The following is a 19897-nucleotide window of genomic DNA, read 5'->3' on the forward strand; positions in this document are numbered from 1 at the left end:
AGCTAGGGACTGAGTAGTGGAGCGTACGTTTTGGGTACGTGAGCAACGGAGGTCCCGGCTGAATTCAAGATTCGAAGTCGACGCCACTTCCTGACCCGCTTCGTGATCAAAAGATGACTTTTGAACAACATTATTAATAGATCATCTATGCTTAACCGGAAGATTCCGGTTAATGCCGGAATCTTCGGTTACCCTTTCACAGCCCCGACAGTGAGGCCTTTCACAAAGTATTTCTGCAGCATCGGGTACAGCAGGATAATGGGGCCGATCGTCAGAACAGTCGTTGCCATGCGCACACCGTAAGTTGGAGGCGTGATCGCGATGGCTGCGCCCGAAGGAATCAGGTTTTTCGCGGCCTCCATATTGGATACCATTCGACGCAGAATTAACTGCAGCGGAAACAACTTTTCATTATCCACGAACATGAGTCCCATAAACCAGTCATTCCAATAATTCAAGGCATAGAACAGGCCGACGGAAGCCAGAATCGGCTTCGAGATCGGCAGGATGATCTGAAAGAAAATCCTCATTTCGTTGGCCCCGTCGATCCGGGCAGCTTCCTCCAGTTCCTCGGGAACGGTGCGGAAGAAGCTGACCAGCAGAAATACGAGAAAAGGCTGGCATAACAGTGTAAGAATAAGCACCCAGACGGTATTTTGCAAATGCAGCCATTGACTGACTACGATATAGAATGGAATGATGCCTCCCGAAAACAACATCGGCAGATAGCAGAAGAGCAGGAAAGGCGTCCGTAGGACATTCCGTTTATTCGCCAAAGAGTAGGCCAGCATGGCCGAAATGCAAAGCGCGCTTAGCGCCCCGACGGCGGTGACCAGAACCGTCACTTGGTAGCCGCTGAACAAGACATCTGACTGAAGCACCGCTTCGTACGCGGCCAAAGAAAACTTTTGCGGAAATAAGGTATACCCATGCGCGATCAGTTCGCCCTCATCGGTGAAAGAACCGATGACCATCAGCAGAAAGGGAAACAGACAGAATAGGGTGAACAATAGAATGATCGTATAGGCAGTCACCGAAAAAATTCGGTCCGGTACACTCTGTCTCATCATTTTGCCTCCTAAAAAGTGTGCGTTCAACAACCTCTAAAATAATGCGGATTCTTTAGATACCTTGCGAGTCACCCCGTTGGCAACGAGCACGAAAATCAGGCCCATCACCGATTGGAACAGCCCGACCGCCGAAGACATTCCGAAATCGTGCAGTTGTCTCATCGAGCGGAACACGAAGGTATCGATGACGTCGGTTGTCGGATACAACAGGGAGTTGTCCCCGATAATGGCGTAGATCATCGCAAAATCCCCATTGAAGATCTTGCCTACGGCGAGCAGCGTCATGATCATAATGGTTGGCACCAGCAACGGCAGCGTGATGCGGAGCATAATCTGCAGCTTGGAGGCTCCGTCGATGCGGGCCGCCTCATATAAATCCTCCGGAATACCGGTAATCGCCGCCAGGAAAATAATCGATAAATACCCCGCCCCTTGCCAGACCCGAATCACGGTAAGAATAGCGGGCCACAACTTCGACTCAAACATCCAGTTGACGGGTTCCATGCCGAGATTTTGCAGCCAAGTGTTAAGCATTGGCTCTTCACCGCCGAACATGGACTGGACAATCATCCCAACCACGATCCAAGACATGAAATATGGCAGGAAGATGAGAGATTGCGAGATCCTCTTAAAATACTTGTTACGAATTTCATTGAACATCAGCGCGATAAGTACGGCGGCCACTGTCGTAAAGAAGATAAACAGCGCGTTCAGCACTAAGGTGTTGCGCAGGACAGTCCAGAAATCGTCCGAGGTAAAGAAATAATCGAAATTTTTGAAGCCGACCCATTCGCTTCCCGTTATCCCTTTGGAGAAGTCATAATCCTTAAATGCAATCGTGATCCCGTAGATGGGAAGATAACTGAATACGAGGAAAAACAACAGGCCGGGCACAGCCATCACGTATAGGAAAGGATTTCGAGCGATATGTTTTAGTTTGGATCCTCTCCCTTTGTTCCGATCGTACTGCATGGTTTCATGTCCTCCCTTGTGTGTCTAAGATCGGATACCGGCGTTTTGTTGTCTGCGGTCCGATGTCGTCACCATAACAAGTCCGCGATCAAGAAGACAATTCCGGCAAACTCGGATTCTTCCCGCAAGCGCGGATTTCGCCTTTTCCCAAAAGCATCACTTTTCCAAAAAGGAACGATTTTGCTGACCGAAAGTCGCAATATGCTACAATAAGTCTGCGCTTTAGTACTACCTTTTTAACTAAGAGAGAGATATGACGGGGGTTCCAGCATGTCGAAATTAAGTTTTCCACTCCTCGCTTCATTCAGGAAGCATCCGACCTACATGAAAATCATTTTCTATTTTGTCGGCGCAAACGTACTCGTCTTGGCCCTCTCCTTCCTGCTGCTGTACTGGCAGTCGTCAAGAACGCTGCTGAAGGAAATCGGCGATCATTCCGAATCGCTTCTGCTAAATAGCGCCCGAAGTACAGCCGGACTCATGGAATGGTCCTTGGATTACAGCTACGCCTCGAGCAATGACAGCGACTTGAAAGTGTACGCGCTCTCCGATCATTACACGGATTTTGAGACTTATAACGTATGGAGCCGGCTGGGGGAGATCAAAAACGCCAACCCCGCGATCGATTCGGTCTACTTGATCAACGACTACACTGACACGGTGGTCGATTCCCGTTTGGGTATCAATGACGCAGTCACTTTTTACGACCAGGATATTTTGCAGCGGTTACGCGATTCGAGACTGGCGGACGGGGCCGTCCCCTTACCCAGAACACTGACGCTTCCCCTTAGCGGTAAGGCCACCAAAAAGGTGATCACCATCGTCAGACTGTACGAAAAGGGCAGTTCCATTTCCGCCTTCGTCATGAACATAGATACCGATAAATTAATGAACTTGCTTCAGAACAATTCGAACTATCCCAACCGGCAAGTTACCGTGTTGAATGACCGGAATGAAGAGGTGTTCAGCACGGCCCGCCTTAGCGGCGAGCAAATTGTGGAGCTTAGCCATCAGGGGGGATTAAGAAAATCCGGCTGGGAGTTGTTTAAGCTCCATGATCAGGAAGAACAGCTTATGGTTTACTCGACAACTTCGATTAAAGGCATTCAAGACTGGACCTTCATTGAGAGCATTCCGAAGGCGGTCATTCTGGGCCGGATTGCCGTGCTCCGCAACATCAGTCTGCTCTTGTTTCTAGGCCTGTTCGTTGCTTCGCTGACCGTCATCGTCCTGATCTCCAAGCGGGTATACTCTCCCATTCAGGAATTGGTCAGCAGTGTCATGCGCCAGTATCGGGCCGAGCGGCTAGAGGATCGTAAGTCGGGAACTGAGCTTGATTATTTATCCAGTGTCTTTACAGCCCAAAAAGAACAGATCGATGAATTGACCGAGCATTGGCGACACAACAAAATTCTTGGCAAGGAACGGTTTCTGCGCGAATTTTTAGGCGACGAGGCCGGCTCCCCTGCTGAAATCCGCAGGCATTTCAAGGAGTGGGAGATCGATCTGCCAGAAACCAATTTGTCTATTGCGATTTTTCGGATAGACCGCTTTGTTGAATTTACGGGGATCTATTCAGAGAAAGACCGTAGGCTGCTCCGCTTCGCGATGGCGAATATTATCCAGGAGTCGCTGCAAGCCTCGGATCACCGGCTGCAAACGGTAGATATGGGGAACGATCATATCGCCGTCGTCCTGTCTGCGGCAGCACTGTCCCCTGATTTCCCGGACAAGCTGCGCGGATCACAGGAATTGCTGCAACAATACTTGTCGATCGGAACGACCGTTGCCTGGGGCAGAACGCTCCATAGCCTGACCGACATGCGCGAGGTGTATTTGGAAACCTACGAATTAACGCAGGAGCGATTCCGGTTTGGTCACGGCGCGATGATTCTTATGAGCCAATTGTCCGGCGCCCCCAGCCTGCTATTCCATCTTCCGCTGGAGAAGGAGCGCCAAATGGCGCAAGCAATCCAGAAAGGGAACCGGGATTCGGTACTGCAGATCATGGCTTTTGCCGTAGAAACGCTGAGGGAGTTGCCCTATTTTGAGTGTAAAATGTCGCTGATCGCTTTGTTTAACGATATGCGCCGATTGATGCAGGATCAGTTGCATCAGCCGTTGCCTAGCTCATGGGGATTGACCTCGCTCGAAAATCAGATCATTCGGCTAGAGACGCTTGAAAGCGTAGCCCTCTGGATGGAAAAGCTGCTGGACAAAACGCTGGAGGACATCACGGCTGTTCGCAGCCTGTCCAGGAACGCGGTGCTGATCGAGCAAGTGGACCGTCTGATTGGAGAACGGCTTAACGATCCTAACCTCTCCTCTAAAATGCTGGCCGATGAGCTGGGGTTGTCCGTGAACTATCTGCGTAGCTTATACAAAGCGGAGACGAACCGATCGATCACGGACACGATTTCGGAAAGACGGCTGGATTTGATTTGCCGCGAGTTACTGGCTTCCGATTCGCCGATCGAACCGATCATCCAAAACTATGGGTTTTCCTCCTTAAATACCTTCTACTCCGTCTTTAAAAAGGTGTACGGAATGACTCCGGCTCAGTATCGGAGATCGCATAAGAAGGACATGAAATAAACGTGAAATACAGGTTGTCCATCCACATTAATCGTTCGTTTTTGAAATTGTGTTGTTTTCGGGAAGTTCGCAAATCTGCGCTTGCAGGAAAAATTGGAGCTTACTGGAATTGTCGTTGCCGCAGGGGCTTGGTAAGGTTACGACACAAATAACGAGACACCGCCGCTGACGATGGCGGTCTCGAGGAAAGGAGAACAAAACAATCCGGAAAGCGCTGTCATCAACTTTGGATGATTAGTTAAACCAAGGAGGTCATGTGGATGGCTAACCAAATGCAAAGATGCTTAAAGGGATTAATCTGTCTTGCTACTCAAGGGGGTAGCGGCTCATGAGTAAACTGTTGAAATCGTTGATGGCATTCATCCTCTTGGTAGGAACATGGGGCAGTATATCTACGGATGTTGTGCGTGCTTCGGAACGCAGCACGCTGAGTATGGATCAAACGGTAGTGGAACTCGGACAGCCATTAACTATCCATTACACAGGGGCGCAAAGCAATAAAGATTGGATCGGGATTTACCTCAAAAACGAAACGCCCGAACAAGGAACTAACGCTTGGAGATGGGATTATGTGAATGACCTACCTGACGGTACGATAACACTTACAGACAACAGTGAGGGTCGAAAAGAATATCCAAGCTTAAAGGATTTGGCACCCGGCGAATATTATCTCGCGTATTTACTTAATGACGGTTATACAGAGAACGCTGACCGCTTTTACTTCCAGATTGTTAGCAAGGAAATCACACAATTGAAGGCGACTCCCGAATCCTTGGGGCTAAAGTTGAATCAACAAGAGGACAATGTGCAACTGCAAGTTGAAGCCACGTATAGTACGAATGAAACCCAAGATGTAACAACGGCCAATGGCATCCAGTATGTCAGCAGCATGCCACAAGTGGCAACGGTGACCTCAACCGGACTGGTCAAGGCCGTATCAGAGGGGACCGCTGAGATAAACATTACGTTAGAAGGGAAATCGACAACGGTTGAAGTCACGATAACTTCGACAACGCCGGGCCCCGACCCGAAACCGGAAATCGTGCTCACAGTGATGAGCTTGAACCTTTGGTCGGGGGATGCAATCAAAAAGAACGGCATCGATAGTGTCATCAATTTCCTCGAGAACTTGATCCGGACGGCAGACGCAGATGTGATAGGCATCCAAGAATCCAATAATACCATCGTAACTCAGGTGGCTGCATCGTTAGGATACTATGTCAGCATGAAGGCAAGCCCAAATGTTAGTCTCCTGAGCAAATATCCGATACTCGATGTCGATAAGGAAAAAGATTACTACCTGATTGAAGTAGACTCTGGCAGAGCTGTGGCGATCAGCAATGTGCATTTGTCATCCACCCCTTACGGTCCTTACAGCATAGCAGATGGCAAGACAGTAGAGAGTGTCCTTGCCGATGAAAGCCTCAAGCATATGGCCGAGATGCGCAACCCGTTCAGCAAGCTTCCTGCGCTCGCCGTGCAAGGAATGCCCGTCTTTCTGACCGGAGATTTCAATGTGCCCTCGCACCTGGATTGGACGGAGGCGACAAAAGACCGCTATTTCGGTAAAGCGGTAGAATGGCCGGTATCGAAGAAGCTGGACCAATTGGGTATGGTCGATTCCTATCGGGCCATGCATCCGGACCCGGCCGCAGCGCCAGGGATCACTTGGGCGGTCGAGGGCACCGAGTGGAGAAATCCGGAAGTATATGATCGACTTGACTATGTCTATGTCGGGGGTCCTGCGACAACGCTAGAAAGCAAACTAATCGGCGAGAAGGAGGTCAAAGGCGGACCGACATCTTATGCGGACATCCAGTTGGATACTTATTTGTCCGACCACCGCGCTGTCGTATCCAAGTTCAATGTGAAGCCGCGTAGTTACGCGGACTTGAGCCTGCCGTCGGCACCCGAGCCCGAATTCAGCAGCACGTTGAGTATGGATCAAACGGTTGTAGAGCGCGGGCAGCCGTTAACCATCCATTACACAGGGGCTCAAGGCAATAAAGATTGGATCGGTATTTACCTCAAAAGCGAAACGCCCCAAAAAGGGACGAATGCCTGGAAATGGGGTTATGTGAACGGCCTTCCCGATGGCACGATCACACTTACAGACAAAAGTGAGGGCCGAAAGGAGTATCCAAGTCTCAAAGACTTGGCGCCAGGCGAGTATTACATCGCATATTTGCTAAATGACGGCTACACGGAAAATGCTAACCGCTTCTATTTCCAAATTGTTGACAAGGCCAGTACTCCTCAAGAGATCGCGGATATGAAATTGATGAAAAAGCGTATGGTTGATTATTACATCTCTAGAGACATCATAAACGACGGAACGAACGGTCGGGTCGAATGGACCTTCAAATCAAAGGCTAGCACTTACTTATCCAGTCAAAATCCGAATGGAAGCTGGGGGGATGTCGATTACGCAAGTACAACTTCCGCCGCCAACGGGAGAGGTTGGTCGCCCTACCTTGCCTTAGATCGGATGCAATCGATGGCTCAGGCTTTCGCTGACCCGAATGATCCAAACTATCATAGTGCAGCGCTGCTAGACGGTATCCAAAAGGCGCTAGACTATTGGTTCACGGTAAAGCCGACTTCAACCAACTGGTGGGAGACGGGAATCGGTAAACAATTAAGGCTGGAAAAAATTGCGCTTCTATGTGAAGGCTATTTAACGGCAACGCAAGTCTCCAATATTATCGGCACGTTAGACAGCAGCCCTCACACGGTCGATGGAGCCAATTCCTCCTGGTACAATCAAAATTATATGTACCGTGGCTTATTGCTGGAGGATGCCCAAATCGTTCGGAACGCCGTGAATGCGTTTAACGTACTGTCGAACGTGACGACGACGGTGACGGGAATCCAGTCGGACATGTCTTTTTTCATGCATGGCAAAACGAATTATACGACAGGCTACGGAAGAAGCTTTGCCAGAGACATGTCATTCTGGGCGTACATCACCTCCGGTACCGTATTCCCGTACAGCAAAGCGGCGATTGATTCGTTATCGTCCTATTTGTTGGACGGCACAAGGTATCTCGTGAGAGGCGATGTTGCGGATTTGGGCATGGGGATGAATGGACCCGATTGGCCGGATTATTCGAGCGCGGCTTTGACCTTCTATGAAGATCCGTTACAGTGGATGCAACCGGCCAATCCGGAGAGGGCTGCGGAGTTTGCGAGTTTCCTTGATAATATTCGCAAGGTCGGTACGAGCACGAGCAATGGACTGAACGCCAACAATATGACACAATGGCAGACTCTTGTCTCCTCTCATATGCGATCAGACTACGGGATTACGGTCAAAATGTCTTCAAGCACGGTCAAGGGCGGTGAATGGAGAACGATTAATCCCAGCGGATATAACCTGTTGTACTGGACGCCGCAAGGAGCCACAGCCATTCAAAGAACCGGCGACGAATACAGACCCGTTTACCCGTTGATGGATTGGGCCCACGTTCCCGGCACGACGGCTCCGTACGCACTCACGAAAGACGGCAATTTCAACAATCCGAAAACCTTTGTAGGCGGCGTAACAAATGAGCGTTATGGAGCCACCGCGTTTGATTTCAACAAGTTGAGTACAAGCGGAAAGAAAGGTTACTTTTTCTTCGATGGTGAAATGGTTGCACTTGGTGCAGGAATCGCCTCGACGAATGCCGCGCCGATCCACACGACGTTGAACCAAAGCCAAGCGATCGGCGAAGTTCTCGTAGATGGCAATCCGATAGCCGACGGAACGATGCAAACTACCGGACGCTGGGCCTATAACGATAACATCGGCTATGTATTCCCGAATCCGACGGATTTTCAAATAAAACGGGAAACGAAAACCGGCAGCTGGAGTGACGTGGTTACGGGAAGTTCGACGGATCAGATCACTAAATCGATTTATTCGATTTGGCTAGATCATGGCGTAAAACCCACAAACGCCTCCTACCAGTATATTGTATTGCCAAACAAAAATTCGGACGAGGTCAGCAACTACGCGAGCAACATCCCGGTAACGATTCTCTCGAATACATCTTCTATTCAGGCTGTCCGGCATAACACTCTGCAAATTGCGGAATTGCTGTTTTATAAACCCGGAACGGTGAATTTGAGAGACGGCTTGACCGTCACCGTAGATCAACCCGCATTGGTTATCGTTGACGAATCCGCAGCTCCTGTCCGTATTTCCGTCTCCAATCCCGAAACACCAGGAATTACTGTGAACGTGACGCTGGATCGAAACGGAGAAAAAACCACGACAAACTACAAGCTCGGCAAGGATACGTTCACAGGCCGAAGCATAACTTTGGATGAGAAAGCCTCCATTGACGACAGAGGATTCGATCTCGCTTACGATAAAGGCGCATTTGCTTCATCCAGTAAAAATAATCGAGCTGCCTCAAATGCTACGGACATATACAGAACATCGTATTGGAACTCAGACAATTCGGATAATGAATGGATTTATGTAGATTTGCAAAATCAATATTTGATCAGCAAAGTTAGGCTAAATTGGGAAGAAGCGTACGGAAAAAGCTATAAAATTCAAGTATCGAACGATGCCCAAACCTGGATGGATATTTACTCAACAACCATGGGTAACGGAGGAATCGAAGATATTTCTTTTAATCCGGTCAGTGCCAGGTACGTTCGGTTGCAGGGCGTTCAACAGGGTACCGGAAACGGCTACTCGCTTTATGAATTTAAAGTATACGAAGATTTGCCCCTCAATCTTGCAGAAGGCAAATCGGTAGTGGCAAGTTCTTACAGAGCCGCTGACGTGGCACCTGGCAAGGCAGTCGATGGCGTATTGAATACCCGTTGGGGATCTAACTATTCCGACTCGGAATGGATCTGCGTCGATCTTGGCTCTAGCCAAACCATCGAGAAGGTCGATCTGCATTGGGAAAGCGCGTACGGCAAGGAGTACCAAATTCGGGTTTCCGACGACACAACGAATTGGACTACCGTTTACAGCACCACAACCGGCACCGGCGGAATCGATAAAATTTCTTTTGATCCGGTGAATGCACGATACGTTCAGATGTACGGCACGAAAAGAGGGAGCACATACGGCTACTCACTCTGGGAATTCAAGGTGTATCCTTCCCTTGTCACTGCTCCGGACGCCCCAGCGGATGTGCATGCCGTTGGCCATAACGGGTCCGCCGAGGTGAGCTTTACCGAGCCGATCCGTAACGGCGGAAGCGATATTACAGGCTTTCAGGTCACCGTGTGGGCAAACGGAGAAGCTGTTGCGACGGCAGAAGGTTCGGATAGCCCCATCACCGTCACCGGTTTGACGAACGGTACGGCGTATACCTTTACGGTGATAGCAAGGAACGCCAAATTGGAATCGGCCTCGTCTGCGCCGTCGAATGAAGTGATCCCGTCGCCGGATGAAGTATCTGTCCCAGCTTCGCCTAGGAATTTGACGGCATCGCCCGGCGATCGATCCGCGACCTTGAGATGGGATGCTTCAGCGGAAAGCGTTACTTATTCCGTGTACCAATATGAAGGCACGGCGGCGCCGGCCGATCCGGGCAACTGGCAGTTAGTTCAAGCCAGCGTAACGGCAGCCACGTATGGGGTAACTGGATTGACGAACGGAAAGAGCTATGCGTTCGCGGTGAAAGCAGTAGATGCGCGAGGCGAGAGTGACTTCTCCAATGTCGTGACGGCGACACCGAAGGTTCCGGGTCCGGAGACGCCGAGGGATCCCCAACCGGAAACGCCAGTCAGCGGCACAGGTAATGGAAGCCATACTACCTCCGTCATCGAATCGACGAACGGCATCATTCTTATTCCGAGCGGTCGGGCCGGAGAGGTCAGCCTCGATAAAGAAGTGATCCTTACGGTAGGCGTAGGCGCGGCAGAGCAAGAAATCCGCATCAAGATCGAGAAGCTGATCAGTACGGCAAATCTCGTTTTTGATAAGGAGACACTTGTCAGCAACATCTTTGAATTGACCAAAAATACAACCGGCAACTTCAAGAAGCCGATCACTATCTCGATGAAGTTCGATCCGTCTCTCGTAGGAGACAATCAGAGGGTCGCTGTCTTCTACTATGACGAAGCAAAGAAAGCATGGAATGAAATAGGCGGCATCGTGAACGGCGATCGAATTACGGCCGAGGTGGATCACTTCACCAAGTTTGCGGTCATGGCTGTAGATGAGAAGAAGGATGAAAACGGCGAAACGAACGCGCCGGTACCATCATTCACAGACATCGTGGGACATTGGGCACAGAACGCCATCCTGAGCGCGGCGGGGATGAAGCTTGTCAGCGGCTATCCGGACGGAACGTTCAAGCCGAATGCCGCTATTACACGCGCCGAGTTTACGGTTATGCTGGCCAAGGCACTTAAGCTGGAAGGAGCAGGTTCAGCGACTGCGTTTACGGACGAGGCCAAAATCGGTGGATGGGCGAAGCAAGAGATCGCGAATGCTGTTGAAGCAGGCATTGTGAGCGGGTACGCGGACGGTAGCTTCCGACCGAATGGGCGGATTACCCGGGCGGAAATGGCAGCAATGATCGCTAGGGCGCTTCAATTGTCTGCTGAAGCAGGCGCAACGACCGGCTTCGCGGACGATAAGGACATCCCGAATTGGGCGAAAGGCGCAATTGAGGCGGTTCGCAAACTGGACATCGTGAGCGGCCGCGGCGATAATGAGTTCGTTCCGAACGGTACTGCGACCCGGGCGGAAGCGGTAAGCCTATTGGTTCGGATTTTGGAACAATAATAAACATAAATAACAGCAGGCACAGCACAGGAACAGATCTGTTCCTCATGCTGTGCCTGCGCTTTTTGTAGCCATCTCCAACCCGTTATCCCCTGCCGCTGAACTCCAATTCGGGCGATATGCCTTCCCGATCGGAGCTAAAAAAGCGCCAGGCATTAACAGCTGCGACGTACGGCTCCCTTCCCTGACGGAAAGGGGGCTTTCCGCTATTACGCGGGTAAGCTATCGTTCAGTACGCCGCAATACAAACAAGGCGCTGTCGAAATCGCCCTTCAATTCGATCGGCAATCCGTAATGCATCAGCGTACTGCCGTGATACCGCTTGCCGTCCCCCGCCAGTTCATACCGGGCGTTCTCCGATAGGCCTTGCAGCTTGAGCCTTGGACAGGAATCCCCGTACTGCTGCGCGTGCAAAAAGGCCAACACGACGATCTCGTCCCCGAACGGGCCGACGTACTCTACCGCCGTCAAACCGGACTCGCCCGGTGGACGAAGGCGGAAGAGATCCCCGCCTAAAATCGTTTCGCGGATTTCCTTGTACTGAAGGATATGCCGCTTATATTCTGCCGCTTCCTCCGGAGATAGGCGGTTGATGTCGGCGCCGATGCCGAGTCCTCCGCACATGGCGCTGTGAAACTTGTAGGCGATGCTTCGATTCGCCTTGCCCGCGCCGGACGGCGTGTCCGTTACCCAGCACATCATGATCTGAGGAGCGTAAAACTGCGTGAAACCGTGCTGGATGAACAAACGGTCAAACGGGTCCGTATTATCGCTGGGCCAGCATTGCGCCGCATAGCGGAGAATGCCCAAATCGATGCGCCCGCCTCCTCCGGCGCACGTTTCCAGCTCGACGTCCGGGTGATCCCGCCGCAGTTCGCTCCAAATTTCGTACAAGGCATGGACGTGCTCTACCCACAGCCGGCGGTCCTTCGTACCGCCGCCTTCTCCCAAATCGCTGATCGAGCGGTTCATGTCCCACTTCAGGAAGCGGATGTTGCCGGAGCGAAGCAGGTCGTGCAGCATCTCAAGGATGTAGCGGCGCACGGGCGGTTTCGTGATATTCAGCACATACTGGTTCCTCAATTGCAGCGGTTCGCTGCCGTCGAAACGGTATATCCAATCCGGGTGCTTGCGGTACAGCTCGCTATCCGGGTTCACCGCTTCGGGCTCGACCCAGATGCCGAAGTCCATCCCCAGCCCGTTGACGTGTGCGATGAGCTCCCCGAGCCCGTTCGGAAACTTCTCCCGGTTCGCATGCCAATCGCCAAGCCCCGCCTTGTCGCTATGCCGTTCGCCAAACCAGCCGTCATCGACCACGAACAGCTCGACGCCCATTTGCGCCGCCTTGTCGGCCAGCTTCTTTTGCTCCCGTACGTCCACGGAAAAAGCGGTCGCTTCCCATGAATTGTACAGTATCCGCCGCGGCTTCGCGGAGGCGGCCAAGACGCGATCGCGTTCAAAGCGATGAAGCTTGCGACTCATGCCGCCGAATCCCGCTTCCGCATACCCGAACAGGAAGGCGGGCGTCGTAAAGCTCTCGCCTTGCCCCAGCGGGTAAGCAAAGTCGAAGTCGTTCACGCCGCCGACGACTTTCACGTTGTTGAAAATCGTCTTCTCCACGGTGATTTTCCAATTGCCGCTGTACGCGAGCAGGCCGAACCAAACTTCGCCTTCCCGCTCGTTCGCCCCTTCCGACAGCGCAAAGCAGGGATTGAAATGCGGCCCCGTAATCCCTCGCTTGGATTGCATCGTGAACGCGCCGGTTTCGACGGGCATATCCGTCATCTGAAACTCTCCCGCCCATTTGCCGGTAAGATAGCGCAGCGTGCAACGCGGCAGTTCGGGCAGATGGAGCGCCGCGGACTTCGCGTTTTCCAGCGTCACCGGCTCGCCGTGATTCGTGACGGTCGCCGAGCGCGACACCATGTCATATGACGCATGAACCTCATAATCCAATGCGACCGACATTGCTCCGTCATTTCCGGACAGAAAGACGCGGAGCGTCTGAACGCCCTCCCGTTCCGGGGATAGGTCGTGACCGACGAATCTCATCGCCAGATGGCGGCCGCGCTCCGAGGCGATGGCCAGACAAGGCTCGCTGTAGCTTCGACCGGTCCAACAGCCGTACTCTTCGCGTTCCAGCAGCGTATCGTAATCGAAGGAGCTGTGGAACGAAGCCGCCGGAAGGTCGGCCAAATCCTCGGCGGCGAGGACTTTGCCCCAATACAGGTTTTGCAGGTAATCCCCTGCACGGAAGACGTAAGACATGCTTGCGGTACGGATGTGAAACAGCCGCGCCGCCGGATCGTAGGAGATCATGTTACGCACCGGCCTTTTCCAGACGGATGCCGATTCGGCCGATCTCGGGAGCCGCCTCTTCGTCATGATACAGCTTGATCGTATTTTCTCCTTGGCGGAGCCGGATCTTCACTTCTTTGGTGCCGACGATGTCCCAACGGGAAGGCCCCCAGCCGCCGCTGTTGAACAACACCGACCGCAGCGGTGCCGCTCCGTTCACCGCAATGAGCAGGGCGCGGTTCTCGCCCGAATAGTAATCGATGCTCAGAATATATTCGCCGTCCGTCTCCGCCAGCACGCGCTCAAACGTGATCGCGCCGCCATGGCCGATGCCTGCCGCTTTCAGAGGGCCGTCCGGCAAATCCGCGCGGCACAATACCGCCCCGCCGGACAATACGCCCGTCTCGGCCGGATAGTATACATCTTCATTGGGCGCGTAATCGATCACCTTCATACCATCGATCGCAGGCGCAACCTCTTGCGAGCCGGCTTTGCGCAATACGATCGTGTTTTCGCCCTGCTTCAGCGTTATTACGAGATCCGCCGTCCGTACCACCCGATGGCCGCCGGAAGATTCGAGCGCAAGGCGCTGCGGCTCTTCGCCGTTAACGGCAACCTGCAATCGGCTTGGCAGCTCCGACAAGTAGAATAAGCGCAACGTGTGCCGCCCATCCCGTTCGGCGGCGACCCGCTCAAAACTCAGTTCCCCCGAACCGCCCAGACTTACAATGCTGCCGTCCGCCGCATTCTCGCAGGCGATCGGGTCCGCGCTGCCGCGCAGCGTTCCCTCGCGGGAGGAGTAGACCCGGCATCGGTCGTCCATATAGCTGCCGCATACGCCCGTTTTAAGCGGGGCTTTGCCGTCGCTGATGTACATCGCGAAACCGCCGTTTTCAAGCAGGTGGACAAGCACGTTGTCCTTGTTGGTCAAGATCCGCGTTTCTTTATGCACGATATCGCCGTTGGCGCCGTCCTTGTAAAGATCTACGACATAGCGCCCTTCCGGAAGGAAGTCGAGCGGTATCGTCATTGCCCGGGACGACGTCGCGATCCCGCCGACGAACCATTGCCCTTCCGCATGGCGCATCATCACCGCGTGGTCGCCAGGAAATCCGGAGAGCAGCTTCAGTCCGTCGAATCGGGCCGGCAGCCTCCGTAGAAACTCCAGGCCGATCCACGGCTCCAGGTTGTAAATCGACTCGGCGATATGCTGGACGCCGGATTCGAACACCACCGCTAGGGCCAGTTGGTGGGCTTGCGTCGTGTTCCGGTTCGGGTTGGAGAAGCCGGTGACGGTATAATCCATCGGCCCGACCACGTTGCGGGTAAACGGAACGGTGCAATTATGGACGGCATGCGGCAGGCCGCTCCATTTGTAATGCTCCAGGCCCATGATGCCCTCCGCCGTCATAAGGTTCGGATACGTCCGGGCTTCGCCGGCCGGCTTGGTGCTGCCGTGGAAATTGATCATCAGCTTGTGTTCGGTCATGATGTCGGCGATCATTTGGTATTGCCACATCGTGTGCTGGGAATCGTTCATGAAGAAATCGACCTTGAGGCCCACGACGCCCCACTCGGCCCAACGGGGGATCTTCTCCATCGCTTTCTCGAGCGTATCCACGGCCTGCATGTCCGACCACAGCCAGACGTCCACGCCTCTTTCGCGGGCATAGTCGCATAAGTCCTTCACCCAGCTGTCATCCCAGCCGGCATCCACCGTAACGGCTTCGAACCCCATCGCTGCGGCAAAATCCACGTACTTTTTCTGCTCGCTGTACAATTGGGCGCCGTTTTCGAACGACCACCACGACCAGACGCTGCGGCCTGGCTTGATCCAGGAAAGATCCTCCCAATCGCAGGCGGGGTTGAGATTATAATTCAGGTTGCTGCGCACCAAAGCGTCCAGCGTATCGCAAACCATGACGACCCGCCACGGGGTAGCGGCGGGAAGCACAAGCTCCAGCGGCCCCATTTGCTCGGGAGCAAACGCCAGCTTCATCCGCCGGCCGGCGGCGCTTTGCAAGTGGCTTGAGCAATAGGCGCCGCCCGTGTTCAAAATGCCCGCTTCGGTCAGCATGACCCAATGCCCGCTTGCGCCGCGAAGCAGCGCGGGCATGCCGTAATCCCGCTCCCCGGCCGCCTGCCAATCGCAGCGGTTATAGGGGCCTTCATACGTATTCACCCAATCCTGCAGCCACAGATCGTCAAAGCCTTCGGCCATCACAAAATCGGTATATTCCCGATAAACGCGAAGCGGCTGCTCCCGTTCAAAATCAAGCCCGTACCGGAATGCCAGTCCATCGTCAAACAGACGGAAAATGACGGACAAAGCCAAGTCGTCAATGCTAAAATGCAGCGTGAGCTCGTGGGCCCGGTTATCATAAACGGCCTTTTTGCCGACGGGTAAGGAGTAGCTCTCGGAAATCGCGTTTTCTTCCGCTTTTACGAATTGAAAACCCTCGAGCCAATCCCCCAAACCGGTGGCGATCCCTAACCTGGATTCGGCAACAATCGGCTGCTCGCCCGCCGCCAAAGCATAAAAAAGGCCTCGCTTATTATCCTGGTAAACAGATAGTTTAAGTGCGTTATTAGGTGAGGTAAGTTTCCACATATGGCATGCTCCATTCCAATTGAGATGATAGTCTGTCTACTCTTTGACTCCGCCAAGCACGATGCCGGACGTAAAATACTTCTGCAAAAACGGATAGACGCACAACACCGGCAGCGTGGCCACGAACACCTGGGCGGCGCGCGAGGTCCGCTCGGACACCATGCTCAGCAGGCGCACGTCCTGCATCGTCATCAGCTTCACGTCGCGGTTGACGATAACCGTCTGCAAATAGCTTTGCAGCGGATATTTATTAGGGGTATTCATCAGAATCAACCCTTCGAACCAGGAATTCCAGTGCGTCACCACGCAAAACAAGATGAGCGTAGCCATCGCCGGCAACGAGAGCGGGACGAATACCTTCCACAGGATTTTCCAGTGGGACGCTCCGTCGATGTAGGCCGCCTCTTCGATCCCTTTGGGCAGCGCTTGAAAGAAGTTGGTCAGAATGACCAGGTTGAACACCTGAACCGCGGAAGGAATAATCAGCGCCCAAAAGCTGTTGATCAAACCGGTGGCGTTGATAATCATGTACCAAGGGACGAGCCCGCCGCTGAATACCATCGTTACCACGAAGAACCACATATACAGGTTGCGGGACTTGAATTCGTTTTTCGTCTTAGAAAGCGGGTAAGCCAGCATAATCGTCAGGATCATGTTGACCGGTACCCCGATGAGAACTTTAAGGACCGAGACCGTAAACGCGCGGAAAAACTCCGGCTTCTCGATCACGAATTTGTAGGACTCAAGCGTAAAATCGACCGGAATCAGAAATACCTTGCCCGTGGACACCGCCGCGCTGGAGCTTAGCGACACGGCCAGCACGTTAATGAACGGAAACAGGCAGGACAGCGCCAACAGGGCCAAGATCAGCACGTTGACCGCATTGAAAATTTTTCTCCCCACGTTATCCCTTCTTCTACAGTATTTTATAGCCCAGCGCCTTGTTCGCGACAAAGTATCCCGTGGTAATAAAGATAAAGGAAATTACGGCCTTAAAGAGGCCGATTGCGGTCGCCACGCTGAACTGGGCGTTTTGCATACCGACCCGGAACACCAGCGTATCGAGGATATCGCCCGTCTTGTATACCTGGGAGCTGTACAGGTTGAAAATTTGTTCAAATCCGTTCGTGCCGGCATTGAGGATGTTTCCGAGAGCGAGCACGGACATCAACATGATCATCGGCATCAGTCCGGGAAGCGTAATGTTCCACATTTGCTTCCAGCGTCCCGCGCCGTCCATTTGGGCAGCCTCGTAAAGCGTCGGATTGATGCCTGACAAAGCGGCCAGATAAACGATGGTGCCGTAGCCGAATTCCTTCCACGTATCGGTCAGGATCATGCTGACCGGAAACCAGGTTTGGTCCCCGAGGAAATACACGGGTTTAAATCCGAAAGCCTCAATGAGTTTGTTGACGACTCCTTCCGAAGGGGAAAGGATGTCGATGAAGATGCCCGCGAGAATGATCCACGAAAGAAAATGGGGGAAGTAAATGATCGTTTGAATCCCCCTTTTCAGCCGGCGCAACCGCAGTTCGTTCAACATCAGCGTGACGACGACCGGCATCACGATCCCGAGCACGATTTTCAGAATCGAGATCACCAGCGTATTGCGGATGACTTCGGAAATGGTCGGGATGCTCAAGATGTAACGGAAATTGTCGAGCCCTACCCAATCGGAATGGAGAAAACCTTTGCTCGGAGAAAAATTTTGAAACGCCATCACGAGCCCGAACATGGGACCGTAAGCATACACCAGCACGAGAATGACGCCCGGCAGCATCATGAGATGCAGGGGGATGTTCCTTTTGAAACGCGCCATGATGAATCCTCCTCTCCTCAGGCGATCCGGGAAGGGCTCTTACCGGATACGGCACTTTCGAGCCGCATCCGGCGAAGCCCCTCCGTTCGAATGCCTGGACCGTTAGCGTGCCTATTGGCGATCGACGTACCAGGCGTTAACCTCTTGCGTAATCTGGTCGCCGCCCAGCGTCTTCCAATCGTCAACGTATTTGTCGAATTTGCCGATGTCCCCGCCCATGATGATTTCGGTGAACGTCTGCAATTGGGTTTGGGACAAGATGGCTCCCTTCTGCGTCATCGCCTCCGTCGGCGGCCCGTAGTAAGCGTCGTCCATCACTCTGCCGTTTTCGGCATATTGGTTAATGACGGCCAGCGATCCCTCGGGACCGTACATCATCTCCGTTCCCCAACCGGCCAGGTCGCCTCCGCGGAACGCCTTGATGCTGTTGTAATAACTGAGTTCTTCCGCGTTCAATGCGCTCGTGTCGTCCTGTTCCAGCGCGGCGGTCACCTTCACTTGGGCGTCCGGATTTTTCATCGGCGGCTCGGAATAAACCAACGGGTATTCAAAAATCGGATTTCCGGCGGCGTCCACGTTGTAAACCTCCGGTTCTGCCGTCGCGCCGAAGCATTTTTCCAATTGCAGGTTAAGCATTTGAATGATCGCTTCGGGGTTTTTGGCGTTTTTGCTTACCACGTAATACGTGTTAATCGGGAACGGTACCTGAACCAAGGTGCCGCCGTCCTCTTTGCCGACCAAAGCGTACGGCGTCCATTCCATCTCCGGATGGGCCGTTTTAGCTTCGGACAACCAGCCCATGTTCCAGAACAGGCCATAAAACATGCCGATTTTATTGGCGCTGGCATCCGCGCTCACCTTGAAGGAATCCTTCACGCCGAATTCAGGATCGATGTAGCCGCTGGCAAACAATTTCTGTAAATTTAACAGCCCCTCTTTGACTTCGGGTTGAATATTGCCCGATTCCAACTGGCCGGCTTCATTTTTGACCCAAATGTTCGGGTATGCGCCATATCCGTTGAAATACCCCTCCAGGGAAGCGAACATCCCCCATAAATCCTTGTTCAGGCCAAGCCCGAACGTATCGTTGGCTTGGTTGCCGTCAGGATCGTTCTTGGTAAATGCTTCGGCGATTTTATTGACGTCCTCGATCGTTTTGGGCGCCTCCAGGTTCAGCTTCTTAAGCCAATCGGTGCGGATCCACAGCACGTTGGCCTGCCCAAGTCCGGAAGCCATCTTCGGAATCGCCAGCAGCTTTCCGTCAAACTTCGCCGACGCCAGCGCGTTCCCGCCATCCTGGCTCAGGACGTCTTTCGTGTAGTCGCTCGCCTGCTCGTCGAAAATGGCCGTGAGATCGGCCAATTGGCCGTCGGTCGCAAGCTGCTTAAGCTGCGAGGCGTTCACCTGGAAAATGTCCGGCAAATCGTTGGAGGCGATCGAAATGTTCAGCTTTTGCTCGTATTGGGCGATCGGAACCATCCACTCGTAATTCAGCTTGATGCCGAGATCCGACTCGTATAACCGGGTCCACACGTTATTGTCCAGAGTATCGGAGCCCTCGAACTTCAAATCGTCCGGGACCGGCCTCACCGCTGTAACCGTAATCATTTCATCGGAATTTTGTCCCGCTTCTTCCGTCGCTTGCGGCGAGTTGTTCGTCTCGCTTTTTGCGCAACCGGCAAGCAAAGAGAGAAGCACCGCCGCCGCCGCGAACAGCGAAAGAAGAGATTTCATCTTTTTCATTGCCCTACACCACCCTTTTTTGTTATGCCTATCCTTCGCTTTAA

9 protein-coding genes are annotated in these 19897 nt (G+C 53.0%); 2 read left to right on the plus strand and 7 right to left on the minus strand.

Features of this window, described 5'->3' with window-relative positions; translation table 11 throughout:
• Positions 1–188: 188 nt before the first annotated feature.
• Positions 189–1067: a carbohydrate ABC transporter permease gene (locus tag MKZ15_RS19960; RefSeq protein ID WP_213623715.1), complete on the minus strand. Its 879-nt coding sequence runs from the start codon at positions 1065–1067 to the stop codon at positions 189–191.
• Between the two features lie 36 nt (positions 1068–1103).
• Positions 1104–2042: an ABC transporter permease subunit gene (locus MKZ15_RS19965; RefSeq protein ID WP_213623714.1), complete on the minus strand. Its 939-nt coding sequence runs from the start codon at positions 2040–2042 to the stop codon at positions 1104–1106.
• Positions 2043–2366: 324 nt separating this feature from the next.
• Between MKZ15_RS19965 and MKZ15_RS19970 the strand changes: the two genes are divergently transcribed.
• Positions 2367–4637 carry a helix-turn-helix transcriptional regulator gene (locus MKZ15_RS19970; protein WP_339817591.1) on the plus strand — a complete coding sequence of 757 codons (2271 nt, stop codon included), beginning with the start codon at positions 2367–2369 and terminating at the stop codon, positions 4635–4637.
• Between the two features lie 328 nt (positions 4638–4965).
• The gene (locus tag MKZ15_RS19975) at positions 4966–11382 is read left to right on the plus strand and encodes a polysaccharide lyase family 8 super-sandwich domain-containing protein (protein ID WP_339817594.1); all 6417 of its coding nucleotides are present in this window, start codon (positions 4966–4968) and stop codon (positions 11380–11382) included.
• A gap of 222 nt (positions 11383–11604) precedes the next feature.
• On the opposite strand, the gene MKZ15_RS19980 is transcribed toward MKZ15_RS19975, so the two are convergent.
• From MKZ15_RS19980 to MKZ15_RS20000, 5 genes are all read right to left on the minus strand, one after another.
• On the minus strand, positions 11605–13701 hold the full coding sequence (locus MKZ15_RS19980; RefSeq protein ID WP_339822533.1) for an alpha-galactosidase: 2097 nt from the start codon (positions 13699–13701) through the stop codon (positions 11605–11607).
• A 1-nt stretch (position 13702) separates the two neighbouring features.
• On the minus strand, positions 13703–16291 hold the full coding sequence (locus MKZ15_RS19985; RefSeq protein ID WP_339817597.1) for a glycoside hydrolase family 97 catalytic domain-containing protein: 2589 nt from the start codon (positions 16289–16291) through the stop codon (positions 13703–13705).
• 36 nt (positions 16292–16327) lie between these two features.
• Positions 16328–17194 (minus strand): carbohydrate ABC transporter permease, encoded by an 867-nt coding sequence (locus MKZ15_RS19990; RefSeq protein ID WP_339817600.1) that lies wholly within the window; start codon positions 17192–17194, stop codon positions 16328–16330.
• Between the two features lie 13 nt (positions 17195–17207).
• Complete coding sequence (locus MKZ15_RS19995) at positions 17208–18110, minus strand: ABC transporter permease subunit (protein ID WP_339817603.1); 903 nt, start codon at positions 18108–18110, stop codon at positions 17208–17210.
• A 111-nt stretch (positions 18111–18221) separates the two neighbouring features.
• Positions 18222–19853, minus strand: a complete 1632-nt coding sequence (locus tag MKZ15_RS20000) for an extracellular solute-binding protein (RefSeq protein WP_339817605.1) — start codon at positions 19851–19853, stop codon at positions 18222–18224.
• Positions 19854–19897 lie beyond the last annotated feature (44 nt).

This window comes from Paenibacillus sp. FSL R7-0216, from assembly GCF_037969915.1.
Taxonomy (GTDB): Bacteria; Bacillota; Bacilli; order Paenibacillales; family Paenibacillaceae; genus Fontibacillus; species Fontibacillus rhizolycopersici.

What these genes read in the sequence shown, in the direction of transcription:
- MKZ15_RS19960 (WP_213623715.1), bottom strand. Translation starts at nt 1,067, where the DNA reads ATGAGACAGAGTGTACCGGACCGAATTTTTTCGGTGACTGCCTATACG.
- MKZ15_RS19965 (WP_213623714.1), bottom strand. Translation starts at nt 2,042, where the DNA reads ATGCAGTACGATCGGAACAAAGGGAGAGGATCCAAACTAAAACATATC.
- MKZ15_RS19970 (WP_339817591.1), top strand. Translation starts at nt 2,367, where the DNA reads ATGAAAATCATTTTCTATTTTGTCGGCGCAAACGTACTCGTCTTGGCC.
- MKZ15_RS19975 (WP_339817594.1), top strand. Translation starts at nt 4,966, where the DNA reads ATGAGTAAACTGTTGAAATCGTTGATGGCATTCATCCTCTTGGTAGGA.
- MKZ15_RS19980 (WP_339822533.1), bottom strand. Translation starts at nt 13,701, where the DNA reads ATGATCTCCTACGATCCGGCGGCGCGGCTGTTTCACATCCGTACCGCA.
- MKZ15_RS19985 (WP_339817597.1), bottom strand. Translation starts at nt 16,291, where the DNA reads ATGTGGAAACTTACCTCACCTAATAACGCACTTAAACTATCTGTTTAC.
- MKZ15_RS19995 (WP_339817603.1), bottom strand. Translation starts at nt 18,110, where the DNA reads ATGGCGCGTTTCAAAAGGAACATCCCCCTGCATCTCATGATGCTGCCG.
- MKZ15_RS20000 (WP_339817605.1), bottom strand. Translation starts at nt 19,853, where the DNA reads ATGAAAAAGATGAAATCTCTTCTTTCGCTGTTCGCGGCGGCGGCGGTG.